This is a genomic window from Streptomyces sp. NPDC041796, assembly GCF_055590785.1.
The window spans coordinates 138,346-162,775 of sequence record NZ_JBVJAH010000008.1 but is presented as its reverse complement, the minus strand read 5'-3'; the positions used below and the strand labels follow the sequence as shown (position 1 = coordinate 162,775).

The window sequence follows — 24,430 nt, the reverse complement described above, 5'->3', positions numbered from 1 at the left end:
GACGCTAAGCGGCACCCCCTCCAGAGGTCCAAGACATGCTCCGGCTGATCTCCATAGGCTTCGCCTATCGAGCGCTTAAGCTGGGGCCATGCAGTTCCAGCAGCTTCAGTACTTCGTGGCGGTGGCCGAGACCCGGCACTTCACCCGGGCCGCCGAGCGGGTCCACGTCTCGCAGCCGTCGCTGTCGCAGCAGATCCGGGCCCTGGAGAAGGAGCTGGGGGCCGAGCTCTTCAGCCGGGCGCGCGGCAACATCGCGCTCACCGCCGCGGGCGAGGCGCTGCTGCCACTGGCCCGCCGGATCCTGGCGGACGCCGACACCGCGCGTCACGAGGTCCAGGAGCTCGCGCAGCTCCGGCGCGGGCGGGTACGGCTCGGGGCGACGCCCAGCCTGTGCACCGGGCTGCTGCCCGATGTGCTGCGCGCCTTCCACGACCTGCATCCGGGCATCCGGCTGCTGATCGAGGAGAGCGGTTCCCACGACCTCGTCCGTGAGCTGGCGCGCGGGGCGCTGGACCTCGCCCTGGTGGTGCTGCCACTGCCGACCCCGTCACCGGCGCTGACCACCGTCGAGCTGCTCCACGAGGACCTGGTGGTCGTCTCCTCGGCGGCGGCCCCCGCCCCGCGCCGGCCGGTGCGGATCGCGGACCTGGAGGGGCAGCCCCTGGTGATGTTCCGGCACGGCTACGACCTGCGGGAGCTGACGGTGGCGGCCTGCCGGGCGGAGGGGTTCGAGCCGTCGTTCACGGTGGAGGGCGGCGAGATGGACGCGGTGCTCGGCTTCGTCCGGGCGGGGCTGGGTGTGGCGGTGGTGCCGGCCATGGTGGCGGCGCGGGCGGGGCGCGACCTCAGGGTCACGGCGCTGGCGCGGCCGGGGCTGAGCCGCACGATCGCGCTCGCGCACCGCAGCGACGTGGAGCCGCCCCGGGCCGCGCGGGAGCTCCAGCGGCTCCTGCTGGCGCGGCGGGGGTGACGGCGTTCCGGGCGGGACACCCGCCCCCGCCTTCCCCTGCCGGGGGCGGCAACGCCTGAGTACGCGTACTCAGGTCGTCTGCGTCGCTCGTCCCTGCCGGGCCGGCCCGCGTTCTTCGACGATGAGGCGACCCAAGCCCGCGTCGGAAGAGGTGTCCATGAGGCGTGACGTGCAGCTCCGTACTGCCACCCCGGAGGATCTGGAGTGGATCCACGAACTGCGTCACCGGGTGTACGCGCAGGAGTTGGGCCAGCACGCGCCCGATCCGGCCGGCCGGCTCCGCGACGGCCTGGACGGCGACAACGTCTACCTGGTCGCGGCGCGCGGCGAGGCCCGCCTCGGCTTCGTCAGCCTGACCCCGCCCTGGCTGGGCCGGTACGGGCTCGACAAGTACCTGGACCGCGAGGAGTTGCCGCTGCTGGCGAAGCCGGACGTGTTCGAAGTGCGCATCCTCACCGTCGAGCCGCGCTGGCGGGCCACCGCGGTGGCGCCGCTGCTGATGTACGCGGCGCTGCGCTGGATCGCCGGCCGCGGCGGGCGCCGGGTGGTGGCGATGGGGCGCACCGAGCTGCTCGACATGTACGTGGCCGCCGGTCTGCGCCCGGTGGGACGCACCGTCCGCGCGGGTGCGGTGACGTTCGAGGTGCTGACCGGTGAGGTGGCCGCGCTGACGCGGGTGGTGAGGGACCGTTACGGCAGCGTGGTGGAGCGCCTGCGGTCGCGGGTGGACTGGCGGCTGGACGTGGCGTTCGAGCCCCGGCCGGACGGGTGCGAGCACGGCGGCGCCTCGTTCACCGCCATCGGCACGGACTTCCGCGACCTCCACCGGCGCCACCGGGTGGTCGCGGCCGATGTGCTGGACGCCTGGTTCCCGCCCGCCCCCGGTGTGCGGGCGGCGCTCGCGGAAGACCCGGGCTGGGCCGCCCGCACCTCGCCGCCGACCGGCGCCGAGGGCCTGCTGGCGGAGATCGCCACGGCTCGGGCGCTGCCCGTGGAGACCCTCGCGGTGGGCGCCGGTTCGTCCGACCTGATCTTCCGGGCGTTCGGGCGGTGGCTGACGCCGGACAGCAGGGTGCTGCTGATGGACCCGGGCTACGGCGAGTACGCCCATGTCACCGAGCGGGTGATCGGCTGCCGGGTGGACCGGTTCCGGCTGCGCCGCGAGGAGGGCTGGCGGATCGATCCGGAGCGGCTGTCCGCGGCCGTCGGGGCGGGGCGGTACGACCTCGTGGTGGTGGTCAACCCGAACAACCCGACCGGGCGCCACGCACCGGCCGCCGAGCTGCGTGCGGTGATCGCCGGCGCGCCGGAGCGGACCCGCTGGTGGATCGACGAGGCGTACCTCGGCTACGTCGACATGGGCGAGTCGCTGGCGGAACTCGCCGCGACGGACCGGCGGGTCGTGGTGTGCAGCTCGCTGTCCAAGATGTACGCGCTGTCGGGCGTGCGGGCCGCGTACCTGGTGGCCGAGCCGGACACCGCGGCGTCGCTGCGGCGGTGGACACCGCCGTGGCAGGTGAGCCTCCCGGCGCAGCTCGCGGCGGTGGCGGCCCTGCGGGACCCGGAGCACTACCGGGCGTGCCGGCAGCGCACCCACGTGCTGCGCGGGCGGCTGGCCGCCGGCCTGGCCGGGCTGGACAGGTCCCTGGTGGTGGAGGAGTCCGTGGCGAACTTCCTCTCGGTGACCCTGCCGTCCGGTGGGCCGAGTGCCGCGCGGCTGGTGGCCGAGTGCCGCCGCCACGACGTGTACCTGCGCGACCTGTCGCCGCTGTCGCCGGAGTACCGGGGCCGCACCGTGCGCGTCGCGGTCCGGGACACCGCCGAGAACGCGCGCATCGTGGCCGCGTTCGGGGCGGCCCTGGACGCGCTGCGGCACGGCCCGGCCGCGTCCGGTGCGGCACCCGTGGGCCTGCCCGTCGCCGGTGGCGCCCGGTGACCACCGTGGCCTCACTGGCGCCCTTCCTCGGTGGCGCGCTGGCGCTGAGCGGCGTCGCGGTGGCGGCGTCCCGGCGGCGTGAGCTGCTGGTCAGGTGGTGCGCCTGGGCGGTCGGGGTGCCGCTGGTCACGGCGGCGTTCTGGTGGGGCCGCCCGGGTACGGCGGCCATCGCCTGCGTGGTCGGGGTGATCGCGGTGGTGGAGTACGGCGGGCTGGTGCGGCTGGGGCGGGCGGACCGGGCGGTGCTGGCGGCCGCGGTGGTGGGCGTGGTGCTGGCCGCCTGGCTGGTGCCGGGAGAGGTGTTCCGGGTGGCCGCGGCCGGGGCGCTCGCGGTGGCCGCGGTACCGCTCGTGGCCGGTGACGCCGACGACGGTCTGCGCCGGCTGGGTGCCGGGCTGCTGGGGCTGGTGTGGCTGGGTGTGCTGGCCGCGCTGGTGCCGCTCGGGGCGGACGGGCTGGCGCTGTTCGTCGCGGTCTCGGTGGCCGACATCGTGGCGTACTTCGCGGGCCGGAGGCTGGGCGGGCCGCGGTTGTCGCCGCTCTCGCCGGCCAAGCGGTGGAGCGGGACGCTGGCGGGGGCCGTGGCGGGCCTCGGCACACTGGCCGTGCTGTCCGCGCCCGGCTGGCCGATGGCGGTCGCGGTGGCGGTCGGCGGCCCGGCCGGTGACCTCCTCGAGTCCATGGTGAAGAGGGGTGCGCGGGCGAAGGACGCCGGTGACTGGCTGCCCGGTTCCGGCGGCCTGCTGGACCGGATCGACTCCCTGCTCGTCGCGCTGGCGGTGCTGCTGGTGCTGGGCTGACCGCGGGCCGCGGGCTGCGGGCGGCCCGCGGGGAGGCGGGTGGAGGCCGGTCGGGGGCCCGTGCGAGGGCCCCGGGGGGCGGGCCGGGAAGGGCCCGCCCACCCCGGCGGAGGGTCACACCGCGTCGGCCAGGACCAGGGAGTGGATGCGGTCCGGGGCGCCGGGGCGGGCGTAGTACCAGCCCTGGGCGGTGTCGCAGCCCAGTTCGCGCAACTGCTCGGCCTGGGCGCCGGTTTCGACGCCCTCCACCGTCACCGCGAGTTCCAGGCTGTGCGCCAGGGAGACGATCCCTTCGACGATCTTGAGATCGACCGGGTCGATCGGGTGCTGCTGCATGCTCTGGGTGAAGGAGCGGTCCAGTTTCAGCACACTGACCGGGAGGCGGCGGAGGTTGGCCAGGTTGGAGTAACCCGTGCCGAAGTCGTCCAGGGCTATGTCCACGCCCATCTCCGCCAGTTGCCGCAGCGGCTTGAGCAGGTCCTCGTCGGCGCCGATCAGCGCCGACTCGGTCACCTCCAGGCACAGCGCGCCCGGGTCGAGCCCGGAACGCTCCAGGACGTCGACGGTGTCGGCGACCAGGTTGGGGTGGTGGAGCTGCGTCGGCGACAGGTTGACGTTGATGCGCAGGGGTCCGCCGTCCGCGTGGCTGCGGTTCCAGAACCGCGCCTGCCGCACGGCCTCCTGGAGCACCCAGCGGCCGAGCGGCACGATCAGCCCGGTGTGCTCGGCGAGCGGGATGAACCGGTCGGGTCCGAGCACACCGTGCTGCGGGTGGCACCAGCGCACCAGCGCCTCGGCGCCGTGCACACTGCCGTCACCGAGGTGCACCAGCGGTTGGTACTCGATGAAGAACTCGCCCCGGTCCAGGGCCGCGGGCAGTGCGGTGGTCAGGCCGTGCCGGGTGATGGCACGGGCGTCCGCCTCGGGGTCCGCCCGCTCGAAGCGGTTGCCGCCCGCCGCTTTCGCCCGGTACATGGTGATGTCGGCACTGCGCAGCACCTCCGCCGGCCCGCGTTCCCCGGCGGGCCCCTCGACGACGCCGACGCTGCCGCGCACGGTCAGCTCGCGTCCGTCCAGCCGGACGGGCGTGGCCAGGGCCGCGAGGATGCGGTGCGCGAGCTCGACCGCCTGCTGTTCGGTGTCCGTGCCGGTGGTCAGCGCCACGAACTCGTCGCCGCCCAGCCGGGCCACCATCTCGCCCGGCCGGGTCGCGACGCTCTGCAGCCGGTCGGCGACCTCGACGAGCAGCCGGTCGCCGGCCGCGTGGCCGAGGCTGTCGTTGATGGCCTTGAAGCCGTCGAGGTCGAGGTAGCACAGCCCGAAGCGGCTGCCGTCGGTGGCGGCCAGTGCCTTGTCCAGCCGCTCGAAGAAGAGGGTCCGGTTGGGCAGCCCGGTCAGCGCGTCGTGTGTCGCCTCGTACCGCAGCCGCAGGTTGAGCAGCCGGCGCTCGGTGGTGTCCTCCATCAGCGCGAGCTGGTACTGGGGGCGGCCCTCGGCGTCCCGCAGCAGGGAAACCGTCAGGTTGGTCCACAGGACCGTGCCGTCGCCGCGGTAGAAGGGCTTCTCGACCCGGAAGTCGTCCCGCTCGCCGCGCACCAGCTCCCCGTACAGCTTCCAGACGTGCGGCGCGTCCTCGGGGTGGACCCACTCGCTGACCTTGCGGCCGCGGACGTGGTGCTCCAGACCGCCGAACATCCGGGTGAGCGCCCCGTTGACCTCCAGGATGTTGCCCTCGAGGTCGGCGATGCCGATACCGAGGGCGGCGCCCTCGAACACGGCGCGGAAGCGGGCCTCGGTGGCGTGCAGGGCCTGTTCCGCGAAGCTGCGGGCCATGAGCGCCGAACGGGCGATGGCCTCCTGCTCGGCGAGGGTGCGCTCGCGCAGCGCCTGGGCGAAGCCGGCCGCCAGCGCGTGCTGGAGGCGGGAGCAGCGGGCCCGCAGCTCCTCCAGGACGGCGGTCTCGCCGTCGCCCCCGCAGTACAGCACCAGATAGGAGTCGACCACGCCGAGGGTACGGCTGAGCGCGTCCGGGTCGGTGCAGTGGGCGGACACCAGGGCGGCGCCCACGCGGTGCGCGGGCGCCGGGTCGAACGGCCGCGTGTGCAGGGCGTCGCTCAGGTCCCGTGCCAGCGGCAGCAGATGCCGCTCTATCTCCGGGCGGGTCAGCGACGTGGCCGTCACGGGGAAGATGGCCCGGCTCCAGATGGTCGCGAACCGCTGGAGTCTGTCCTCCAGGCCGTCCGGTTCCGCGGCGGAACCGGGGGCCTGCGCCGGCATGTTCACGCCTTGCGCCCCACCCCTGCGAAGCCCGAGAAGGCGTATGGATCCTCCTGGTCGACGGGGTTCTCGGGCCGCCAGTGCGGCATCTGCACGAGGCCCGGTTCGACCATGTCGAAACCGTCGAAGAAGCGTGCCACTTCCTCGCGTGTACGCATGATCAGGGGGTTGCGGATGTCCTTGTAGACCTTCACCGCGCCACCCGCCCGCTCCGGGGGCACCGGGACGCCCTCGTACGAGGCGTGGGTGAGGATCAGGAGGCTGCCGGGCGCGAGGGCGTCGCGCAGTTCGGCGAGGGCCCGGTCCGGTTCGTCGGCGTCCTGCGCGAAGTGCAGCACGGCGACCAGGAGCAGGGCGACCGGCCGGTCCAGGTCGAGGAGGGCGCCGGTCTCGGGGGCGGTGAGGATGTCCTGCGGCTTGCGCAGGTCACCGGCGACGACACCGGCAGTCTCGTTCCCCTCCAGCACCGCGCGGCTGTGGGCGACGGCGACGGGGTCGTGGTCGACGTACACGACGCGGGCTTCGGGGTCCGCGCCCTGGGCGACCTCGTGGACGTTGCCGAAGGTGGGTATGCCGGAGCCGATGTCGAGGAACTGGGTGATGCCCTCACTCACCGCGTACCGTACGGCGCGGCGCATGAAGGCACGGTTGGCCTGCATGATCTTGGGAAGGCCCGGCATGAACTCCATGGCTTTGCGGGCCGCTTCCCGGTCCACCTCGAAATTGTGCGAACCGCCCAGGTAGTAGTCGTAAATGCGGGACACGCTCGGCACCGAAATGTCGATGCCCGGCGGGGCCCAGGCGGGACGCTCCATCGATGTCTCCAACAAGTCGCCACGGGATGCGGCCATGTTCATGGCCAGTGTTCGAGCCGAGGCTACTGATCGCCCGCCTGGAGGGCGAGGGGAAACGGAAATTATAGATCCGTTCTTGGTCACACGTCTCGGTCATCGGACAGCGGCACGTGCGCTTCCGCGGGAGCACGACCGGGCCCGCCGCTCACGCGGGGGGCGTGGGCGGCGGGCCGGCGGGGGGAGCGGGCCGGCTGGGCCGGACCCCCCGAATCGCGACGTACGTGGGGACTCTACTTGGACGTCGCGACCATCTTCCCGGCGGGCGAGACGGCGAACCAGGTGCCGCCGACGCCCTGACCGTTGGTGTCACCGGGCTTCTTGTCGCCCGCGAAGGTGTAGAGGGGCCAGCAGTCGATGGTCTGCTGCTTGATGCCGTCGGGGCGGTTGAACGTGACGTACCCCTTCAGCGAGATCCCTTCGGTGTCGTTCTTGTCGACCGGTTCGACGACGGGCCACTTCTTGAGGCAGTCGTCGGTGCAGGCGGTCTTCATGGGCCACGCCGAGTCCTTCTCGAACCGGTAGACCGTCATACCGTTCTTGTCCACGACGATCTCGCCGAGCTTGGGGTCCTTGCGGACGGACAGACCGGCCAGGTCGGCCGGCGCGCCCGCGCCCTCGCCGCCCTGGTCCTCGGCCGCCCCCTCCTCGGCGGCACCCTCGTCCTCGGCGGCCCCCTCGTCGCCGCCGCCCGCGAGGGCTGCCTTCTTGCCGTCGGGGGCGGCCGCGAACCAGGTGCCGCCCACGCCCTGGCCCTTGGTGTCGCCCGGCTTGCTGTCCTTGACGTACCGGTACATCGGCCAGCCGTCGATGGTGAGTTGCTTGGTGCCGTCGGCGCGGGTCACCTCTCCCATGAGGGAGGCGTCAACACCGGCCGGGGGCTTGGCACCCTCGGCGGGCACGATGGGCCAGGCCTTCGCGCAGTCACCCTCGCAGTTGGACTTGGGCGGGTTCGGCGTGTCCTTGTCGAAGCGGTAGAGCGTGAGGCCCTCGCTGTCGGTGACGACCTTGCCGAGTTCCTTGCTGTCCCAAATGGCGAGCTGGCCGGCCGACTTGGCGGCGGCCTCCTGTCCCCCGGAACCGGCACCGGAGCCGTAACCCGCGCCGGAGCCGTAGCCGGCGCCGTTCTCGGCGGGCGCACCCGCCGGGGCGGCGGCGCCGACCGATCCGGCCGGGGCCTGGTCACCCTTCTCCTGACCGCACGCCGTCGTCAGCGCGAGCACGGCCGCCGCGGACAGCGCGAGCGAGGCGTTCCGCCAGGTCTTCATGTCAACTCCCGTTGTATTGAGGTACTTTGGCGACGCCCCAGGTGCGCCGTTCATGGCCCTATGTACGCGTGGGAGGGCCGCGTGCGTTCAACGCGTCGGAAAAATTTCTCCGGATGCGGTAACGGCCCACGCCCGAAAACCCCTCCATCAGGGGAATTACGACACTTCGGGACGCGCCCGGACCGTTGAACGATCATGCTCTTGCGCGTGTACGGAACCCTCGTCGCGCGGCTCCTGGCGGCCGCCGCCCTCGGCTGGCTGCTGGCCGCCCCCCTTCCCGCGGCGGCCGACAGCTGCGCCGTCGCCCACGTCGGCCCCGGAACCCCCGACCCGGTGGTCGCGGTCGCGGGCGGTGCGACCTGCACGACGGCCCCGGCCCCGTCGCCGAAGCCCCCTCCCCCGCCGGAGCCACCCCCGCCCCCGCCACCCCCGCCACCCACACAGGCGGTGCCGGAACCCCCACCACCGCCACAGCCACCGCCACCTCCCCCGCCACCGCGACCGGCCCCGCCGCCGCCCGCACCGGCCCCGCCCCCGCCGACCGAGCCGGAGCCGGCCGCACCACCCCGCCTCGCACCGCCGCCGCAGCCCACTCCGTCACCGGCCGAGTCGCTGCGCCCGCGACCGTCGCCACCTGCCCCGGTCCCGCTGCCCGCCTACCGGCGCATGCAGCGCGCCGAACCGGCGGGCGGCCCGTCCACCGTCACCGTGATGCTCCTGATCATGGCCCCCGCGGTCTTCGCCGCCGCCATCCTGCGCCCCCGCTCATCCCGCTAGCACGGCCCGGTACCGCCCAGTACCGCCTAGTACCGCCCGGAGAAGACCTTGTCGGAATGGCTTGTCCTGTCCATCGCGATGGCTGCCGCCTGTGCGGTCGTCCTGACCATCGTCGTCATCAACAACCGCCGGATCGGCGATGACGACGACCCGTCCGAGACCCCGGACGTCCTCGAGTACATGACGATGATGATCGGCGTGGTGTACGCGATCGTGCTGGGTCTGGCGATCGCCGGCGTCTGGGAGGGCCGCAGCGCCGCCCAGGAGAGCGTCCGTCAGGAGGCCCAGGCGCTGCACGAGGTGTCCGTCAGGGCGGAGGTGTGGCCCGCGGACGTACGCGCGCGGATCCGGGCCGACGTGGACGCCTACGTCTCGCACGTCGTCGACACCGAGTGGCAGTCCATGGCCGAACGGGGCGAGCTGACCGACGAGGGCACCGAACTGCTGGACCGGGTGCGCCGCAGCGTCTCCGACTACCGGCCCGCCGACGCCCACCAGGGCGAGGCGTACCAGCCGCTGGTGGACCAGGTGGCGGTCGCCGACGACGCGCGCAGCGCCCGTGGCGAGAACGCGGGCGCCACCATGCCGGGGGTGGTGTGGTTCGGCCTGATCACGGGTGCGCTGATCACGGTGGGACTGATCTTCACGCTGCAGATCCGGCGCACCTTCCGCGAGTTGCTGCTGGCCGGTCTCTTCAGCGCGCTCATCGCCTTCCTGCTGTTCCTGATCTGGGCCTTCGACGCGCCGTTCGGCCGCGGGATCTCCGCGACCCCCGACCCCTTCCTGAACGCCTTCCCCCACCTGACGGGCCTCGGAGACTGACCGGCGGCGGCGTGGTGACGTCCGCCGTCCGGGGGACCCCGGTGCCCCATTCGCCCGTCAGCGATCGCGGTTGTGGTAAGGCGCTCCTAGCGTTTCCGGCATCGAGGTGCATATCAGACGCTTTGTGGAAATCCGTTCCGCAGCTGCCCCTCGGGACCCGGAGGATTGACGATGCGCGCGATAGGTGCCGCCTCCGCCGCTCTGCTCGGAGCGGCCGCTCTCGCCCTGACCGCCCCCGCTCCGGCGGTGGCTTCCGGCAAGTTCGCCCCCGGTGACTTCGCCATCAGCCCGTCGACCGTCCAGCCGGGGGGCAGGGTCGTCCTCACGGCGCCCGGCTGCTCCGGCACGGCCATGGCCTCCTCGGGAGTCTTCGACACCGTCACCATCCCGGCCGGCCGTTCGGCGACGGCCACCGTCGACTGGGACGCCAGGCGCGGCGCGGTCTACACGGTGTCCTTCACCTGCGCCGGTGGCACGCCGGGCACCCTCGACCTCACCATCGCGCGGGCCACCAGCTCCCCGACCGCCAACTCGACCGCCGTGCCCACGGTGACCGCGACGCGGACGGTGACCACCACGGCGCCCACCCAGGGCGTACGCGGCGGCGAGGGCGGCAGCATCGGCGGTATGAACGCCGGCGAGCTCGCGGCCGGGACCGGTCTGGTCGTGGCGGCCGCCACCGGGATCATCTACATGCTGCGCCGCCGCGCCGAGAGCCGTCGCCACTGAGCGGCTCCGCCCCTCCCGCGAAGAGCCCCGTACGCCCGTCGCCCCGAGTCCTGGTCGGTCAGGACTCGGGGCGACGGGCGTATTCGGCCGACCGGGAGGTTCGGCCGGTCAGACCTTTCCGCCGTTCAGACGGCGACGGCGGCTGATGAACAGCCCGCCGCCGACGGCCGCAGTGGCGACCAGGGCACCGCCGATGGCCATCTCGGTGGAGCTGGGCGCCATCGAACCGCCGAGGCCGCCCTCGGAGCCACGGCCACGGATGACCGTGAAGGTCCTGGTGACCACCATGGGGTGGTCACTGCACTTGACGGCCAGGTTGTACTGGCCCGGCGTGGCGTGGTCGAAGATCCTGGGCGTGGCGGCCGAGTGGCCCGAGGCGTTGACCGTGAGGGCGGTCCTGGGGAAGGCGTTGGACGTGACCGTGCCGCCGTGGCCGCACCCCATGGCGCTGACCGCGAGCTGGCCACCCTGGTGGACCCGGGTAGGGGAGACCGTGACGTTGGTAGGACCGTTGTTCGCGACGGCCAGCGGGGCGCAGAGCCCGATGGCCGCGCCGGCGGTGGCGGCCACCGCGAGAGCGCGTGAAGCACGCATCGTTGAACCTCCAGTGGAAGACGCCCCGAAGCGGCGCTCCGGGAGGATTCGACGAGTACGTCTTCCACGACGAACCTTCACAAGTCAGTCTGATTACCGCATTTCGGCACTCGTCCACCCCGGTGAGCCGACACGCCGTGCCCGCGCCCGCATATCTGACGGAGCCGCAGGTCACGGACCGTCAGAGGCGGTGCGGGACGTTCCGGACGACGATGACTCGGATGGGTCATCCCCTCTGGCGCGCGCCACCCGTTCGCCCCTCTCCTGATCGCCGGTGCGGCACGGCGCACTTAGCGTGCGTACTACGCCGCGAAGGGAGAACCATGGGCAGGGGCCTGGACCACTGTGGCTTGGAGTCGAGGAGACGCTCACCGTGGGGCGCGCTGGCTCTCGTCATGCTCACCGGTCTCGCGATGATGCGGAACGGCGTCGACATTCAGCCCGGCCCGCCCCAGCCGGCTCCCGCCGCCGTCTCGGAGGGCCGCCGCGTGGGCGCGGCACCCGTCCCGCCCGCCGGGCTGCGGCCGCTCGCGTACGCGCCGGCGTCCCGGATCCGTATCGAGTCGATCGACGTCGACGCGCCCATCATGGACGTCGGGCTGGACCGGGAGGGCTGGATCGACGCACCCCCCGCCCAGGACCCCAATATGGCGGGCTGGTACCAGAACGGCATCTCGCCGGGGCAGCGCGGGACGTCGGTGATCGTCGGTCACGTCGACAACGAGGCCGGCCCGGCGGTCTTCTACGGCCTGGGCTCGCTCAAGAAGGGCAGCCACGTCGAAGTGACGCGCTACGACGGGCGGGTGGCCGTCTTCGAGGTGTACGGCATCGAGGTGTTCTCCAAGGAGGACTTCCCCGGAGTGCGCGTGTACGGCGACACCGGGCAGCCGGAGCTGCGGGTGATCACCTGCGGCGGCGGCTATTCCAAGACCAACGGCTACGACGGCAACGTGGTCGCCTTCGCGCGGCTGGTGGCGACCCGCTGAGCGGGCCGGTGGGCCGCGGGCGGCCCGGCCCGCTCGTGGGGCACCGGGCCGCGGCTCATCGACGCGGCACGGTGAGGTGATAGCCGGCGGCCAGCAGCTCCGGCAGGTAGGTGCGCAGTGCGGCCACGCTCTGGGAGCGGTCACCGCCCGCGTCGTGGGAGAGGACCACCACGCCCGGCCCGGCGCCGTCCAGGACGCGGCGTACGATCGGGCCCGCGCCCGGTTCCTTCCAGTCCAGGGTGTCCACCGTCCAGGCGAGCGGCTCCATGCCGAGTTCGGCGCCGATCTCGAACGAGTGCCGGTTCCAGGCGCCGTAGGGGGCGCGGTACCACAGGGGTGGGGAGCCGAGGGTCCGCTCGATGAGGTCGCTGGTGCTGCCCAGTTCGTCACGGATGCGGGAGGGGCGGAGCCGGGGGATCAGCGGGTGGGACCAGGAGTGGTTGCCGACCACGTGTCCGTCGTCGGCCATCTCGCGCAGCAGGTCCGGGTTCACGGCGGCCATTTCCCCGCAGACGAAGAACATGGCGCGTACGCCGTACCGGCGCAGGATCTCGAGGACGGCGGGGGTGTAGCGGGGGTCGGGTCCGTCGTCGAAGGAGAGGACCATCGACCGGCCGGCGCCGGAGACCCGCAGGAAGGGCCGTTGCCGCACGGGCGGCAGGGCGCGCCGGTAGCGGGGCGGGGCGTACGAGGTCATCGGCTGGAGGCGGTACGAGGAGGGGGGTGCCAGGCGCGGGCCCGCCTGGGCGCCGACCTGGGGTCCGGCGGCGCCGGGGTACGCGGGGGGCGTGGGTCCGGCCGGCCGTGGCGGCGCGCCGCCCGGGCGTTCCAGGGCGAAGAGGCCGAAGGTCGTGGTGGCCCCGAGGGCGGCGGCGATGCGCAGCACCACCCGCCGCCCTGTGGGCATTTGATCTTTTTTCATGACTAATAACTCGCATGGCGGATGCCGTGCGGCCCTCACCCACACCGGCCGGGCATCCGATTGCACCCGATGGGACCAGGGGGCCACGGGCGGTGCCGGGCGGTGCGTGGCGTCTTCCCCGGGAGCCCCGGGTCGGCCATCATGATCCGCCGTCAGCCGATGCCGTCTGCAAAGAGGTGACGCTCATGGCCCGAATCCGTGCGGGGCAGGGAATTCTGCGCCGCAAACCCATCGCACTGATCGAGGAGGGTGTCGAGGAGGAACGGCTCACCCGGACGCTGGGGCTGTGGCAACTGACCGCCATCGGTGTCGGCGGCATCATCGGCGCGGGCATCTTCACCCTCGCCGGTACGGTCGCCAACGGCACCGCCGGGCCCGCGGTGCTCGTCTCGTTCCTGATCGCGGGCATCGCCAGCGCGGCCGCCGCGTTCAGTTACGCGGAGTTCGCGGGGCTGATTCCCAAGGCCGGGTCGGCGTACACCTACGGGTACGCGGTGCTCGGTGAGCTCGTCGGCTGGCTGATCGGCTGGGACCTGTTGCTGGAGTACACCGCCATCGTCGCGGTCGTCGCCATCGGCATCTCCGGATACTTCAACTTCCTGCTGGGCGAGGTGGGCGCGGAGCTGCCCGCCTGGATGCTGGGCGCGCCGGGGACGGGCGAGGGCCACCAGGTCGACCTGTTCGCGGCGGTGCTGTGCCTGCTGATCGCCTACCTGCTCACCCTCGGCATCAAGAACGCGGCACGCTTCGAGACGGTCGTCGTGATCCTGAAGGTGCTGGTCGTGCTGCTGGTGATCGTGGTGGGCTTCTTCCACATCACCACCGACAACTACACCCCGTTCTTCCCGTACGGGCTGGGTGGCGCGTTCACCGGCGCGGCGACCGTGTTCTTCGCGGTCTTCGGCTACGACGCGATGTCGACGGCGGCCGAGGAGTCCAAGGACGCCCAGCGCCACATGCCGAAGGCCATCCTCTACTCGCTCGCCATCTCGATGGTGCTGTACGTGCTGGCCTGCCTGGTCCTGACCGGTATGCAGAACTACACGGAGATCGACCCGGAGAGCGGCTTCTCCACCGCCTTCAAGTCGGTGGGCCTCGACGCACTGGCGGACGTCATCGCGGTGGGCGCGATCATCGGCATTCTGACGGTCATGTTCACCTTCATGCTGGGTGTCACCCGTGTCTGGTTCTCCATGTCGAGGGACGGGTTGCTGCCGCACTGGTTCGCCAAGACGCACCCGACCCGCCACGTGCCGACCCGGGTGACGTGGATCGTCGGTGTCGCGTCGGCGCTCATCGCGGGGTTCCTGCCGATCGGCGAGGCGGCCGAACTGACCAACATCGGCATCCTGCTGGCGTTCGTGGTGGTGTGCATCGCGGTGATCGTGCTCCGCTACAAGCGGCCGGAACTGCCACGGACGTTCCGTACGCCCGGTATGCCGTTCGTGCCGGCGATCGGGGTGATCTTCTCCGTCTGGCTGATCACGTTCCTGCAGTGGCAGACCTGGGCCCGCTTCGCCGTGTGGTTCGCGCTGGGGCTGGTGGTCTACTTCGGCTACTCGTACCGCAAGTCCAACCTGGCGAAGGCCGAGGCCGCGGCCCGGAACCGGGCGGGGGCGGACGGACCGCCCGCGCCGTAGGCCCGCACAGCCGCGCACCCCATGGCGAACGGCCCACCGGGAGAACCGGCGGGCCGTTCCCCATGGTCCGGCCAGCGCCCGGGTGGAACGAACGTGGGACGCAGGGCGGGCGGCAGGCCGGACACCCGTCCGAAGACCAGGACGTGCTCCGGATTCATGGTGTCGTTCCCCGGAGTCGCGATGGTCCCCTCCGACAGGAGGATCCTGATCAACGCGCTCTGCATCCTGGCACGGCGGATGGGAGCAGCGGGGTGAGCGCCCCCGTGCGGTGTGAGCGTTGTGCACGGGGTCAGCCGGCCGACCCGGCGCGGCGCAGGCTGCGGGGAGCGCCGACCGGGCCGGTTCACGATGAGCCGGTGGCACGGCATGATGGTTCGTCCCCCCTGAGCCCCTTTTTCGGGCCGCGCCTACTCCCCCATGACCAGGCCGTCCTTGGCCGCGCCGCGGCTGAGGACGACCTGCTGGATACGGTCGCGCACGACGGTGAGGTTCTGACCGCCCTTGATCGCGGCGTTGAGGTCGACCACCCGGCCCGTCCCGGTGTTGAACCACGTCGGCAGGAACTCCGCCTTCGCCACGTTCCAGCGGCCGCCGGGGGTGGCCGGCGGGGCGAACGTGAAGCGGCCCATGGTGCCCTGGTTGCCGCGCGGGTCGAACGCGCCGCTGTAGTTGATCATGTCGCCGGCGATCTGGTCGCCCATGCCGTAGACGATCCAGGTGCCGTTGACCTTCTCGTACGCCTGGGGGACGTGGGCGTGGGTGCCGATGATCAGGTCGATGTCCGGGCGGCGGCCGGTGGCCGAGGCGGTGAGGCTCCGGCCGAGGTTCACCTGCTGCCGGTCGGGGGCGGTCTGCCACTCGGTGCCCCAGTGCAGGCTGACCACGACGACATCGGCACCGGCGGTGCGGGCCGCCCGCGCGTCGGCGAGGATCTTGTTCTCGTCGATGAGGTTGACCGCCCAGGGTCTGCCCTGGGGCAGCGGGATGCCGTTGGTGCCATAGGTGTACGCCAGGTGGGCCACCGTGGCGCCGCCCGCCTTGAGCAGGGTGGGACGGACGGACTCGGCGGCGGTGCGGGCGGAACCGGCGTGGCGGACGCCCGCCTTGTCCAGGGCGTCCAGGGTGCGGCCGAGGCCCGCGGCGCCGTCGTCGAGGGTGTGGTTGGAGGCGGTGGAGCAGGAGTCGTAGCCGGTGGCGGCGAGGGCGGGGGCGACTTCGGGCGGCGACTTGAAGGACGGGTAGCCGGTGTAGGGACCGCCGTCCTTCCCGTACACCGTCTCCATGTGGCAGATGGCGAGATCGGCCTTGGAGACGACCGGTTTCGCGCCGGAGAGCATGGGGCGGAAGTCGTAGCCGGTCCCGCCCGCGTCCGCCTGGGCCTGCCGGATGATCGAGGCGTGCGGCAGGACGTCACCGCTGGCCACGAGCGTGAACCCGCCCGTGGGCGCGGCGACCGGGCCGCCCGCGGAGGAGGGCACCGGCCGGCCGGCCGGGACGGCCGCGGTGCGCGGCTCCGGTTGCGGACCGGCACAGCCTGCCGCCGCGGAGAGAAGAACGGTGGCGACCGCGAGCGTGGTCCGTCGCGTGGGTGTGAGGGTCATCAGCCGGGCTCCGTGGGGCTTCGGGGTGCTGGGGGAAGAGAGGGGCGCTCCCCCGGATCCCTACGGGAAATGAGGATCAGTCAATCCTTAAATACGCAAAATCATACAAACGCAGTGATGGTGGACTTATCCCTGTGGGTGACCGTTCACCGCGCCATTCACCGCTCGGTGTGACCGCTCGTCGCACGTCCCGGTGCGGCGCCTGTCCCTTCGGGCACGGATGCGTTCGGATACGCGTCGAGGGTCTGAAGTACGGCGGGAAAGGGTGTGACGATGACGACGGCGACCACCGACGAGCGGGCCTTGGAGGAGCTCCAGCGGGAACACGGACCCGCGCTGCTGAGCTTCCTGCTCGGCCTCACGTACGGCGACAGACAGCGCGCCGAGGACCTGCTCCAGGAGACGCTCGTCCGCGCCTGGCAGCACCCCGAGGCGTTCGAGGCCCCGTACGAGTCGATGCGCCCCTGGCTCTTCACCGTCGGCCGGCGCCTGGCGATCGACGCCCGCCGGTCCCGGATGGCCCGCCCCACCGAGATCGGGGACGGCGTGCTCGCCGGCACCCCGGACCCCTCGGACGTCACCGAGTCCGCCGTCGCCGCGCTGGACGTACGGGCGGCGGTACGCGAACTGAGCCCCGAGCATCGCGCGGTGCTGGTGCGGATCTACTTCGACGGCCTCTCCGTGAAGGAGGCCGCCGCGGAACTGGGTATACCGGCCGGGACGGTCAAGTCGCGGTCCCACTACGCGCTGCGGGCGCTCGGCCGGTGCCTGCCCGGCTACAGCCGGACGCTCTCCGGCTCGCTCCCGGCATGACCCCTCCCGCCCCACCGTCCCCTCCGGGCCCGTCGCCGCCCGTGCGTCACCGCTCCGGCCGGAATGTAGGCGAAACCACACCGCCGAGTTGAGCAAAGAGCGGCCCCGGGCCGTGCCTGACGGTAGAGGCTCGTCGTCAAGGACCACACGCACGCGCAGAACGTCCGGGAGAAGGTGGGAACGTTGCGGCCCGAGAGCACGAACGGCACCGGCGGGGGCGGAGGGCTGGCCGTCCCGATGGCCTGGCTGTGTGCCGAGTACATCGCCGATGAACTACTGAGAGCCGGCGGCCTGGTCGAACCGGGCTCACTCGAGTACCAGGCGGGCCGCCGGACGCTCGCGCTCACCGTCTACCTGGGCGACGGCACCGACGACCCGCCCGGTCCGGGCGCCGAGGACCGGCTGGAGGAATGGCTGACCCGCACCGCGTACGGCCACCCCTGGGAGGACTGGGTACGCGAGCGGCTGACCGCCCGCCGGGAACGCGACGGTGACGACGACGAGGGCCTCGCCCTCGCCCGGGAGACCTGGCGCCGGCTGGAGGGCACCCACCTCCTCGCCACCGACCTGGGCGCCCTGTCGGCCGGCCCGGCCACCGGGCTCACGGTCGACGAGTCGGAGGCGGTCTGGCTCCCCTCCTGGCGCCTCGGCGTACCCCTGGGACACCTGGCACTAAGGCTGTACTGAACCGCGGTGCGGCGACCTCAGTGCGGCTGGACAGGGCGCGCGCGGACTCTGGCGGGCAGGTCCTGGTGGCCGCTGCTGGCCAGCATCCTGACCTCGCCCCGGTCGCTTATCTCCGCCAGGACGATGCCGGTGTCGTCCGCGTAGACCGGATGCCCGCCGGCCCCGGTGCGCTCGGTGCGGTGCACCTGCACGACGTCCTCCTGCCCGAAGTCCAGCTCGTAGTGATCATGGATGCTCATGGCTGCCTCCCGGTGAGCGTTCACCGCCACGCACCCGCGTCCCCAAACCAGGACTTTTCATGCCTGAACGGACGCCGGTGGGTCGCGGTGCACACCCGGGCGATACTTGGGGACACGCACCGTGACCTTCATGCCCGCGCCGACGCCCGTCTCGACGACGAGCCCGTAGTCGTCCCCGTACACCTGGCGCAGCCGTTCGTCGACGTTGGACAGCCCGATGCCGGAGATCCGGGGGCGCTCCCCGGCGAGGATGGCACGCAGCACGTCCGGGTCCATGCCGACGCCGTCGTCCTCGATGGTGACGACCGCCTCGGCGCCCGCGTCCTCGGCCGCGATCGTCACCCGGCAGGTGGTGCGGGAATCCTCCAGGCCGTGCTTGACGGCGTTCTCGACCAGCGGCTGGAGGCAGAGGAACGGCAGCGTCACCGGCAGCACCTCGGGCGCCACCTGGAGGGTCACCTGCAGCCGGTCGCCGAACCGGGCGCCCGCGAGCGCCAGGTACTGCTCGATGGAGCGCAGCTCGTCGGCGAGCTGGGTGAACTCGCCGTGCCGCCGGAACGAGTAGCGGGTGAAGTCGGCGAACTCCAGGAGGAGTTCACGGGCGCGCTCCGGGTCCGTGCGGACGAAGGACGCGATGGCGGCGAGCGAGTTGAAGATGAAGTGCGGGGAGATCTGCGCGCGCAGGGCCCGGATCTCGGCCTCGATCAGACGTGTACGGGACCGGTCCAGCTCCGCCAGTTCGAGCTGTACGGAGACCCAGCGGGCCACCTCCGTCGCGGCCCGCGCCAGCACCGCCGATTCGTGCGAGCCGTACGCCACCAGGGCGCCCAGCACTCCCTCCTCACCGGTCAGCGGCGCGATCACCGCCCAGCGCAGGGGGCAGTCCGGCTCGTCGCATGCGGCACGCACGCTCTGGCCCCGCCCCGAGCCGAGCACCTCGGCGACCCGCTCCATCACCTGGCCCCGGTGGTGGTCGCCACCGGGACCGTCCCAGGCGAGCACGGCCGTGCGGTCGGTCAGGCACAGGGCCTCCGTGCCGAGCAGCGAGCGCAGCCGCCGGGCGGCCTTGCGCGCGGTGTCCTCGGTGAGCCCGGCCCGCAGGGGCGGGGCGGCGAGGGACGCGGTGTGCAGGGTGTGGAAGGTGGCGCGCTCCACGGGGGTGCCGAGGTCCAGGACGTCCTTGCCGGCCCGTCGCGCCGTGAGCCGCCCGAGCGCGAACCCGGCGGCGAGGAGCACGGCTCCGGCGGCGGCGAGGGCCGCGAGCAGCGTTCCGCTCATCGGGCGGCTCCCCCGCGCTGTTCCGGCGCCCGGAGGCGTGGCCTGCCCCGTGGCCTGCCCACCAGGTCCTCGGGCAGGTGGAGCCGGGCCAGGATGGCCGGGGTGCCCGCCGGGACGCGGCGGGGCGTGGCGAGCGACACGGCCACCATGGTCAGGAACCCGAGCGGCACGGACCAGACGGCGGGCCACGCCATCAGTGTGTGCGGCCACCCCTCGGGGGCGAGCCCCGCGCGGGTCGCCATCACGGCCGTGAGCGCGGCCCCGCCGCCCGCCACCAGACCGGCCATCGCGCCGGGCGGGGTGAGCCGCCGCCACCAGATGCCGAGGACCAGCAGCGGGCAGAACGAGGACGCCGACACGGCGAACGCCAGGCCCACGGCGTCGGCCACCGGCACGTGGGTCGCGACCAGGCTGAGCGCCAGAGGCACCGCCATGGCGAGCACGGTCGCCAGCCGGAAGTGCCGCACCCCGCGCGAGGGCAGCACGTCCTGGCTCAGCACGCCCGCGACGGACATGGTCAGCCCCGACGCCGTGGACAGGAACGCGGCGAACGCCCCGCCCGCCAGGAGGGCGCCCAGCAGGTCACCGGCCGGCCCGCCCACGACCCGGTCGGGCAGGACGAGCACGGCGGCGTCGGCCGCACCGGTCAGGGTCAGTTCGGGCGCGTAGATCCGGCCCAGCGCGCCGTACACCGGAGGAAGCAGGTAGAAGGCGCCCACGAGGCCCAGGACCACGAGCGTGGTGCGGCGGGCGGTGCGCCCGTCGGGGCTGGTGTAGAAGCGCACGGCGACGTGCGGCAGCCCCATCGTGCCGAGGAACGTGGCGAGGATCAGCCCGTACGTGGCGTACAGCTGGTGGCCGTCGCGGCCGTCCGCCAGCGGCTGCGACCAGCCGAGGGGGTCGTCCCCGGTGGCGGCGCGCTCGGGCACGTGCGCGCCCTCGGGGAAGCGCAGTGTGGTGCCGGCCTCGACACGGTGACTCCCCTCGGTCAGGGTGACCCGGTCCTCCTCGTACACGCTGGAGTCGACCCGCCCGGACACGGTCAGGGTCAGCGGCGCGTCGATGTCGATACGTACGGTGTCGTCGACCGTGACGGCGGTGTGCTCCCGGAAGACGGCGGGCGCGTCGAACCGGGCGCGCGGCGCGTCGTCGCCCCACCAGGCGGCGACCAGGAACAGCGCGGGAACCAGTAGGGCGGTGAGCTTGAGCCAGTACTGGAAGGCCTGGACGAAGGTGATGCTGCGCATCCCGCCCGCCGCGACGGCCCCGGTGACGACGACGGCGACGACCAGCCCGCCGACCCACCCGGGGGCGCCGGTGAGGATCTCCAGCGTCAGGCCGGCGCCCTGGAGCTGCGGCAGCAGGTACAGCCAGCCGATGCCGACCACGAACAGGCTGGCCAGCCGGCGCGCCTCGGGCGACTCCAGGCGGGCCTCGGCGAAGTCGGAGAGCGTGTACGCGCCGGAGCGGCGCAGCGGGGCGGCGACCAGGACCAGCAGGACGAGGTAGCCGGCGGTGTAGCCGACCGGGTACCAGAGCATGTCGGGTCCCTGGAGCAGGACGAGTCCGGCGATGCCGAGGAAGGAGGCGGCGGAGAGGTACTCGCCGCTGATGGCGGCGGCGTTGAGGCCGGGGCCCACGGTCCGGGAGGCGACGTAGAAGTCGGAGGTGGTGCGGGAGATGCGCAGTCCGAGCGCGCCGATGAGCACGGTGGCGAGGACGACGGCGGTGACGGCGGCCACCGCGTAGGTCTGGTTCACGGCCGGTCCATACGGGCTCAGCGGCCTTCCAGGAGACCGGTGAAGTCACGCTCGTTGCGCTCGGCGCGGCGGACGTACCAGCGGGCGATGAGCCAGATGACGGGGTACGCGCCGACGCCGAGGGCGGCCCAGGCGAAGGGCTCGGCGGAGCCGCGCCCGAGAGCCGTCGGGAGGGTGAACAGCAGGGGCAGCGAGCCGACGAGCAGGGCGAGGGTGGCGAGGGCGTAGAGCGCGGCGCGCAGCTGGCTGCGCATCAGGGACCGTACGTAGGTGTGGCCGAGGGTCGTCTGCTCGCTGATCTCGGACCGGGCGGGCGCGTGACCGGGCGGACGGCGGGCGGAGCGCGGCACACCGGTGACCGTCTCGCGGCGGGGGCGGCGCGCGGGTTCGTGCTCTGCGTGCATCGGCGTCCGTGGGTCGGCTGGCGGGGCGGCTGGCTCGGATGGTGGAGTCTACGCAGAAGCCATATCCGAAGGTAGACCCGGTTTTGTCCGCCCCGCGGCTCCGGGGTCCCGGGTCCCGGTGCCGGCTCCCGGGTCCCGACTCCCGGGTCCCGGCTCACGGCTCACGGGTCACGGCCCACGGCTCCCGCGTCCCGGATCCCGGATCCCGGATCCCGGATCCCGGCTCAGGGTTGTCGGCTCACGGCTCAGTGTCCGGGCGTACGCCCGGTGGCGTCACCGAGCGCGATCTCCAGTTCGACGTAGGACTCCTCGGCCCGGCGGTAGGCCACCTCCAGGGCGGCGGTCGTACGGGGCCCGACCAGGCCGTGCGTCGACTCCTGGATCTCGTACAGCACGTCGGCCCAGCGTGCGGCGGCGCTCTTGACGCGGGCGAGCAGGGCCTCGGCCTCGTGCGGTTCGGCCGGCCGGAGGCCCGGCAGGGCGCGCACCTCGGCGAGCAGCGCCTCGATCTCCGTGGTCACGCCCCCGCCCCTCTCCGGTGATCGGCCTGTCGGTGATCAACTGTAGGCGCCGCTCGGCCCGTACCGGTGCCGGAGGGGTCACCCGTCGCCGAACGGCACCTCCCGCGCGTCGAACGGCGGTCAGCGGCGTGCCTGGCGCATCAGCAGGTCGCGCAGGTGACGCGCGTGCCGGCGGCTGACGGCGAGCTCGGCGCTTCCGACCCGGACGGTGGTCGCCCCGGCGTCGAGGCGCAGTTCGTCGATGCGGCTCAGCGCGACGAGGTGGCTGCGGTGGATCCGTACGAATCCGCGCGCCGCCCACCGTTCCTCCAGCGTGGACAGCGGGATGCGGACCAGGTGGCTCCCCTCGTCGGTGTGGAGGCGCGCGTAGTCGCCCCGCGCCTCCACGTACGCGATGTCGTCGACGGCCACGAACCGGGTGACGCCGCCCAGTTCGACCGGGATCTGTTCCGCCGCCGTGGGGGCGATCGCGGGTTCGGCGAGGTCGCGGACGCGGCGTACGGCCTCCGCCAGGCGTTCCTTGCGGACCGGTTTGAGGACGTAGTCGACGGCCTTGAGGTCGAACGCCTGGAGGGCGAACCCCTCGTGAGCGGTGACGAAGACGATCAGCGGCGGTCTGGCGAACCCGGCTATCAGGCGTGCGATGTCGAGGCCGGAGAGCCCGGCCATGTGGATGTCGAGGAAGACGACGTCGATGGCGTCCTCGCCGTCGGGGCCCGCTTCGAGGGCGCGGCCGATGCGGCGGAGCGCCTCGGTCGCGTCGGTGGCGCCCTCGGCGCTGCGCACCCGCGGGTCGGAGCGGAGGAGGTAGAGCAGCTCTTCGAGAGCGGGCTTCTCGTCGTCGACGGCCAGTACGCGCACCATGGTGCGGAGTGTAGGGGTGGGGCGATTGAGCGAGGAACGGCTCGTATGCGTACTGCATGACGTAAGGCTTCACGGAAGCACAGGGCATCGGACGCGTACGCGGGAATGAGGCACCCCCATGAGTCTGCGGGAGCGGCATCACGATGTCGCCGCCTATGCGCTGGGCGTGCTGGAACCGGCCGACGCCCTCCGCTGCGAGGAGCACCTGGCGCGGTGCCCGGCCTGCGCGGCCGGACTCGAGGAATTCCGCTTCACCACTTCGGTGCTCGCCCAGCTGGCGGGCCGGGAGCCGTTGCAGCCCCCGGTGTCGCGGCGGGGCGCGGCGGCCGGGGCGGGTCCGGTGGGCCGCCGGCGGGGCCGTCGTACGCGCCGCCCGCCGGCGCGGCGGTGGCGGGCGCGTGTCGTCGGGGTGGCCGCGGCGCTGGCCGTGGCGGTGCCGGGCGCGGTCCTGTTGGGCGCTCAGGATCCGGGCGGCGGTGATCCGGCGGTACGGCGGGCGGCGGCGACGGACACGGCGACCGGGGCGTCGGCGTCGGTCGCGCTGCGGGAGCGGGAGTGGGGCACGGAGGTGGCTCTGCGGGTGGCCGGGGTGCGGGGGCCCCATGTGTGCGAACTGGTCGTCGTCGGCACGGACGGCCGGGCCTGGCCGGTGATGACGTGGGCGACGGACGAGGGTGAGAAGCCGCTGATGGAGGGGGTCATCGCGGTGCCGATCGGTGAGATCGAGCGGCTGGAGGTGCGGACCGTGGAGGGCGAGCGGCTGGTGTCGGTACGGCCCTGAACCTATTTGAGCAGCCGCGACAGCCTGCGGTCGGCGAGGGGTTTGCCGCCGGTCTGACAGGTGGGGCAGTACTGCAGCGACGAGTCGCTGAAGGACACCTCCCGGATCGTGTCGCCGCACACGGGACACGCTTCACCGGTGCGGCCGTGCACCCGCAGCCCGCTCTTCTTCTCGGCCTTGAGCCGGCCGGCGGCCAGTCCGTGCGAGCGTTCCACGGCTTCGCTCAGGGTGGTGCGCACCGCCTCGTACAGCGTGGTGATCTCCTCGTCGTCGAGGTTCCGCACCGGCTTGAAGGGTGACATCCGGGCGGCGTGCAGGATCTCGTCGCTGTACGCGTTGCCGATGCCGGCGATCAGGCTCTGGTCGCGCAGGGCGCCCTTGACCTGGCGTCGTTCCCCGGCGAGGAGGGCGGCGAAGGCGTCCCGGTCGAAGCCGGCGGCGAGCGGGTCCGGCCCCAGGCGGGCGACGCCCGGCACGTCGGTGGGGTCGTGGACGAGGTGGACGGCGAGCCGTTTGGTGGTGCCGGCCTCGGTGAGGTCGAAGCCGTCGCCGCCGGTGAGCGCGACGCGCAGCGCGAGCGGGCCCTTGCCCGGGCGCGGCGGTCCGGAGGGCAGCACGTCCCGCCACTGGAGCCAGCCGGCCCGGGCGAGGTGGATCAGCAGATGCAGCCCGTCCGCTTCGATGTCGAGGAACTTGCCGTGCCGGCCGACGGCGGTGACGGTCGTGCCGTCGAGCGCGGACAGTGGCGGGTCGTAGGTCTTGAGGACGCTGATGGCGACGGGCAGCGCGCGGGCGATCTCCTTGCCCACCAGGGTGTCGTCGAGGAACTCTCGCAGGGCTTCGACCTCGGGCAGTTCGGGCATGGTTCCAGCCTGCCGCAGGGCGGCGGGGCGCGCCGCTCGGGTCGGCC

General features: G+C 73.0%; 24 protein-coding genes. 11 read left to right on the top strand and 13 right to left on the bottom strand.

Annotated features, from left to right (window positions below):
- Nucleotides 1-88 precede the first annotated feature (88 nt).
- The 3 genes from ACZ6C1_RS18315 to ACZ6C1_RS18305 all read left to right on the top strand — a co-directional run bounded on the left by ACZ6C1_RS18315 (nt 89) and on the right by ACZ6C1_RS18305 (nt 3,706).
- Nucleotides 89-970 (top strand): LysR family transcriptional regulator, encoded by an 882-nt coding sequence (locus ACZ6C1_RS18315; RefSeq protein WP_469242119.1) that lies wholly within the window; start codon nt 89-91, stop codon nt 968-970.
- Between the two features lie 157 nt (nt 971-1,127).
- Complete coding sequence (locus ACZ6C1_RS18310) at nt 1,128-2,906, top strand: aminotransferase class I/II-fold pyridoxal phosphate-dependent enzyme (RefSeq protein WP_469242118.1); 1,779 nt, start codon at nt 1,128-1,130, stop codon at nt 2,904-2,906.
- On the top strand, nt 2,903-3,706 hold the full coding sequence (locus ACZ6C1_RS18305; protein ID WP_469242117.1) for a phosphatidate cytidylyltransferase: 804 nt from the start codon (nt 2,903-2,905) through the stop codon (nt 3,704-3,706). Before ACZ6C1_RS18310 ends, ACZ6C1_RS18305 begins: the two co-directional genes overlap by 4 nt.
- A gap of 114 nt (nt 3,707-3,820) precedes the next feature.
- On the opposite strand, the gene ACZ6C1_RS18300 is transcribed toward ACZ6C1_RS18305, so the two are convergent.
- The 3 genes from ACZ6C1_RS18300 to ACZ6C1_RS18290 form a co-directional block, all read right to left on the bottom strand.
- Nucleotides 3,821-5,989 (bottom strand): putative bifunctional diguanylate cyclase/phosphodiesterase, encoded by a 2,169-nt coding sequence (locus ACZ6C1_RS18300; RefSeq protein ID WP_469242116.1) that lies wholly within the window; start codon nt 5,987-5,989, stop codon nt 3,821-3,823.
- A complete protein-coding gene (locus ACZ6C1_RS18295) occupies nt 5,986-6,798 on the bottom strand; it encodes an SAM-dependent methyltransferase (RefSeq protein WP_469242115.1) in 813 nt (270 codons plus the stop codon). Before ACZ6C1_RS18295 ends, ACZ6C1_RS18300 begins: the two co-directional genes overlap by 4 nt.
- A gap of 269 nt (nt 6,799-7,067) precedes the next feature.
- Nucleotides 7,068-8,102: an SCO0930 family lipoprotein gene (locus ACZ6C1_RS18290; RefSeq protein ID WP_469242114.1), complete on the bottom strand. Its 1,035-nt coding sequence runs from the start codon at nt 8,100-8,102 to the stop codon at nt 7,068-7,070.
- Between the two features lie 207 nt (nt 8,103-8,309).
- On the opposite strand from ACZ6C1_RS18290, the gene ACZ6C1_RS18285 reads away from it, so the two are divergent.
- The 3 genes from ACZ6C1_RS18285 (at nt 8,310) to ACZ6C1_RS18275 (ending at nt 10,430) form a co-directional block, all read left to right on the top strand.
- On the top strand, nt 8,310-8,879 hold the full coding sequence (locus ACZ6C1_RS18285) for a hypothetical protein (protein ID WP_469242113.1): 570 nt from the start codon (nt 8,310-8,312) through the stop codon (nt 8,877-8,879).
- Nucleotides 8,880-8,927: 48 nt separating this feature from the next.
- Nucleotides 8,928-9,701, top strand: coding sequence for a bestrophin-like domain (locus ACZ6C1_RS18280; protein WP_469242112.1), 774 nt, complete (start codon nt 8,928-8,930; stop codon nt 9,699-9,701).
- A gap of 171 nt (nt 9,702-9,872) precedes the next feature.
- Nucleotides 9,873-10,430 (top strand): hypothetical protein, encoded by a 558-nt coding sequence (locus ACZ6C1_RS18275; RefSeq protein ID WP_469242111.1) that lies wholly within the window; start codon nt 9,873-9,875, stop codon nt 10,428-10,430.
- 108 nt (nt 10,431-10,538) lie between these two features.
- Here ACZ6C1_RS18275 and ACZ6C1_RS18270 read toward each other — a convergent pair whose 3' ends face one another.
- Nucleotides 10,539-11,024 (bottom strand): hypothetical protein, encoded by a 486-nt coding sequence (locus ACZ6C1_RS18270; RefSeq protein ID WP_469242110.1) that lies wholly within the window; start codon nt 11,022-11,024, stop codon nt 10,539-10,541.
- Between the two features lie 323 nt (nt 11,025-11,347).
- Between ACZ6C1_RS18270 and ACZ6C1_RS18265 the strand changes: the two genes are divergently transcribed.
- Nucleotides 11,348-12,010: a class F sortase gene (locus ACZ6C1_RS18265; RefSeq protein ID WP_469242109.1), complete on the top strand. Its 663-nt coding sequence runs from the start codon at nt 11,348-11,350 to the stop codon at nt 12,008-12,010.
- Between the two features lie 55 nt (nt 12,011-12,065).
- Here the strand turns inward: ACZ6C1_RS18265 and ACZ6C1_RS18260 are convergent, their stop codons facing one another.
- Nucleotides 12,066-12,932 carry a polysaccharide deacetylase family protein gene (locus ACZ6C1_RS18260; RefSeq protein ID WP_469242108.1) on the bottom strand — a complete coding sequence of 289 codons (867 nt, stop codon included), beginning with the start codon at nt 12,930-12,932 and terminating at the stop codon, nt 12,066-12,068.
- 185 nt (nt 12,933-13,117) lie between these two features.
- On the opposite strand from ACZ6C1_RS18260, the gene ACZ6C1_RS18255 reads away from it, so the two are divergent.
- Complete coding sequence (locus ACZ6C1_RS18255; protein WP_469242107.1) at nt 13,118-14,572, top strand: amino acid permease; 1,455 nt, start codon at nt 13,118-13,120, stop codon at nt 14,570-14,572.
- A 407-nt stretch (nt 14,573-14,979) separates the two neighbouring features.
- Here the strand turns inward: ACZ6C1_RS18255 and ACZ6C1_RS18250 are convergent, their stop codons facing one another.
- On the bottom strand, nt 14,980-16,173 hold the full coding sequence (locus tag ACZ6C1_RS18250) for a CapA family protein (RefSeq protein ID WP_469242106.1): 1,194 nt from the start codon (nt 16,171-16,173) through the stop codon (nt 14,980-14,982).
- 273 nt (nt 16,174-16,446) lie between these two features.
- Between ACZ6C1_RS18250 and ACZ6C1_RS18245 the strand changes: the two genes are divergently transcribed.
- Nucleotides 16,447-16,986, top strand: coding sequence for a sigma-70 family RNA polymerase sigma factor (locus ACZ6C1_RS18245; protein ID WP_469242105.1), 540 nt, complete (start codon nt 16,447-16,449; stop codon nt 16,984-16,986).
- 183 nt (nt 16,987-17,169) lie between these two features.
- Nucleotides 17,170-17,673 (top strand): hypothetical protein, encoded by a 504-nt coding sequence (locus ACZ6C1_RS18240; protein WP_469242104.1) that lies wholly within the window; start codon nt 17,170-17,172, stop codon nt 17,671-17,673.
- A 17-nt stretch (nt 17,674-17,690) separates the two neighbouring features.
- Here the strand turns inward: ACZ6C1_RS18240 and ACZ6C1_RS18235 are convergent, their stop codons facing one another.
- The 6 genes from ACZ6C1_RS18235 to ACZ6C1_RS18210 form a co-directional block, all read right to left on the bottom strand.
- The gene (locus tag ACZ6C1_RS18235) at nt 17,691-17,912 is read right to left on the bottom strand and encodes a DUF6296 family protein (RefSeq protein WP_469242103.1); all 222 of its coding nucleotides are present in this window, start codon (nt 17,910-17,912) and stop codon (nt 17,691-17,693) included.
- Between the two features lie 57 nt (nt 17,913-17,969).
- On the bottom strand, nt 17,970-19,190 hold the full coding sequence (locus ACZ6C1_RS18230) for a histidine kinase (RefSeq protein ID WP_469242102.1): 1,221 nt from the start codon (nt 19,188-19,190) through the stop codon (nt 17,970-17,972).
- On the bottom strand, nt 19,187-20,950 hold the full coding sequence (locus ACZ6C1_RS18225) for a sodium/solute symporter (RefSeq protein WP_469242101.1): 1,764 nt from the start codon (nt 20,948-20,950) through the stop codon (nt 19,187-19,189). The genes ACZ6C1_RS18230 and ACZ6C1_RS18225 overlap by 4 nt, the downstream gene beginning before the upstream one ends.
- A 17-nt stretch (nt 20,951-20,967) precedes the next feature.
- Nucleotides 20,968-21,354, bottom strand: coding sequence for a hypothetical protein (locus tag ACZ6C1_RS18220; RefSeq protein WP_469242100.1), 387 nt, complete (start codon nt 21,352-21,354; stop codon nt 20,968-20,970).
- 245 nt (nt 21,355-21,599) lie between these two features.
- Nucleotides 21,600-21,875 carry a hypothetical protein gene (locus ACZ6C1_RS18215; RefSeq protein ID WP_469242099.1) on the bottom strand — a complete coding sequence of 92 codons (276 nt, stop codon included), beginning with the start codon at nt 21,873-21,875 and terminating at the stop codon, nt 21,600-21,602.
- 120 nt (nt 21,876-21,995) lie between these two features.
- Nucleotides 21,996-22,739 carry a LytR/AlgR family response regulator transcription factor gene (locus tag ACZ6C1_RS18210; protein WP_469242098.1) on the bottom strand — a complete coding sequence of 248 codons (744 nt, stop codon included), beginning with the start codon at nt 22,737-22,739 and terminating at the stop codon, nt 21,996-21,998.
- Between the two features lie 118 nt (nt 22,740-22,857).
- Between ACZ6C1_RS18210 and ACZ6C1_RS18205 the strand changes: the two genes are divergently transcribed.
- Complete coding sequence (locus ACZ6C1_RS18205) at nt 22,858-23,520, top strand: anti-sigma factor family protein (RefSeq protein ID WP_469242097.1); 663 nt, start codon at nt 22,858-22,860, stop codon at nt 23,518-23,520.
- Between the two features lie 2 nt (nt 23,521-23,522).
- Here ACZ6C1_RS18205 and ACZ6C1_RS18200 read toward each other — a convergent pair whose 3' ends face one another.
- The gene (locus ACZ6C1_RS18200) at nt 23,523-24,383 is read right to left on the bottom strand and encodes an Fpg/Nei family DNA glycosylase (protein WP_469242096.1); all 861 of its coding nucleotides are present in this window, start codon (nt 24,381-24,383) and stop codon (nt 23,523-23,525) included.
- Between the last annotated feature and the right edge of the window lie 47 nt (nt 24,384-24,430).

What these genes read in the sequence shown, in the direction of transcription:
- ACZ6C1_RS18315 (WP_469242119.1), top strand. Translation starts at nt 89, where the DNA reads ATGCAGTTCCAGCAGCTTCAGTACTTCGTGGCGGTGGCCGAGACCCGG.
- ACZ6C1_RS18310 (WP_469242118.1), top strand. Translation starts at nt 1,128, where the DNA reads ATGAGGCGTGACGTGCAGCTCCGTACTGCCACCCCGGAGGATCTGGAG.
- ACZ6C1_RS18295 (WP_469242115.1), bottom strand. Translation starts at nt 6,798, where the DNA reads ATGGAGCGTCCCGCCTGGGCCCCGCCGGGCATCGACATTTCGGTGCCG.
- ACZ6C1_RS18290 (WP_469242114.1), bottom strand. Translation starts at nt 8,102, where the DNA reads ATGAAGACCTGGCGGAACGCCTCGCTCGCGCTGTCCGCGGCGGCCGTG.
- ACZ6C1_RS18275 (WP_469242111.1), top strand. Translation starts at nt 9,873, where the DNA reads ATGCGCGCGATAGGTGCCGCCTCCGCCGCTCTGCTCGGAGCGGCCGCT.
- ACZ6C1_RS18270 (WP_469242110.1), bottom strand. Translation starts at nt 11,024, where the DNA reads ATGCGTGCTTCACGCGCTCTCGCGGTGGCCGCCACCGCCGGCGCGGCC.
- ACZ6C1_RS18265 (WP_469242109.1), top strand. Translation starts at nt 11,348, where the DNA reads ATGGGCAGGGGCCTGGACCACTGTGGCTTGGAGTCGAGGAGACGCTCA.
- ACZ6C1_RS18260 (WP_469242108.1), bottom strand. Translation starts at nt 12,932, where the DNA reads ATGAAAAAAGATCAAATGCCCACAGGGCGGCGGGTGGTGCTGCGCATC.
- ACZ6C1_RS18255 (WP_469242107.1), top strand. Translation starts at nt 13,118, where the DNA reads ATGGCCCGAATCCGTGCGGGGCAGGGAATTCTGCGCCGCAAACCCATC.
- ACZ6C1_RS18250 (WP_469242106.1), bottom strand. Translation starts at nt 16,173, where the DNA reads ATGACCCTCACACCCACGCGACGGACCACGCTCGCGGTCGCCACCGTT.
- ACZ6C1_RS18245 (WP_469242105.1), top strand. Translation starts at nt 16,447, where the DNA reads ATGACGACGGCGACCACCGACGAGCGGGCCTTGGAGGAGCTCCAGCGG.
- ACZ6C1_RS18235 (WP_469242103.1), bottom strand. Translation starts at nt 17,912, where the DNA reads ATGAGCATCCATGATCACTACGAGCTGGACTTCGGGCAGGAGGACGTC.
- ACZ6C1_RS18230 (WP_469242102.1), bottom strand. Translation starts at nt 19,190, where the DNA reads ATGAGCGGAACGCTGCTCGCGGCCCTCGCCGCCGCCGGAGCCGTGCTC.
- ACZ6C1_RS18220 (WP_469242100.1), bottom strand. Translation starts at nt 21,354, where the DNA reads ATGCACGCAGAGCACGAACCCGCGCGCCGCCCCCGCCGCGAGACGGTC.
- ACZ6C1_RS18210 (WP_469242098.1), bottom strand. Translation starts at nt 22,739, where the DNA reads ATGGTGCGCGTACTGGCCGTCGACGACGAGAAGCCCGCTCTCGAAGAG.
- ACZ6C1_RS18205 (WP_469242097.1), top strand. Translation starts at nt 22,858, where the DNA reads ATGAGTCTGCGGGAGCGGCATCACGATGTCGCCGCCTATGCGCTGGGC.
- ACZ6C1_RS18200 (WP_469242096.1), bottom strand. Translation starts at nt 24,383, where the DNA reads ATGCCCGAACTGCCCGAGGTCGAAGCCCTGCGAGAGTTCCTCGACGAC.